The sequence below is a fragment of the Escherichia sp. AM3 genome, from assembly GCF_032029835.1.
GTDB classification, from domain to species: domain Bacteria; phylum Pseudomonadota; class Gammaproteobacteria; order Enterobacterales; family Enterobacteriaceae; genus Escherichia; species Escherichia coli.
Genome location: NZ_JAVUPQ010000736.1, coordinates 1 through 333 on the forward strand (window position 1 = coordinate 1; position 333 = coordinate 333).

The following is a 333-nucleotide window of genomic DNA, read 5'->3' on the forward strand; positions in this document are numbered from 1 at the left end:
AAGTGACTATTCATAAAGCATTATTGCCGCTACTCCGACTATTGCACCACAGACGCCAGAGACAAACTACCAGAAGTCTCCGAAGCCATACATTTCTTTACAATCGATATAACATTTACGTTATGAATAAATTTTGCATAACGTTATGAGCGGCAGGACGGATGTTCAGATCCTGTCGCTCGGTCTCAGGCTGGCGTTCAGGCCAGCAGTTTTTTAATGCTTTCGCGGAATTTGGCGCCCTCTTTCAGGTTACGCATTCCGTAGGTGACGAAGGCCTGCATATCGCCCATTTTCTTACCGCAGTCATAGCTTTCGCCAGTCATCAGCATCGCG

The 333-nt window shown here is 46.8% G+C and carries 1 pseudogene; it reads right to left on the reverse strand.

The features are described from left to right. Positions 1-197: 197 nt before the first annotated feature. Positions 198-333: pseudogene (locus RTW80_RS28120) on the reverse strand (GalU regulator GalF); the annotation flags it as partial.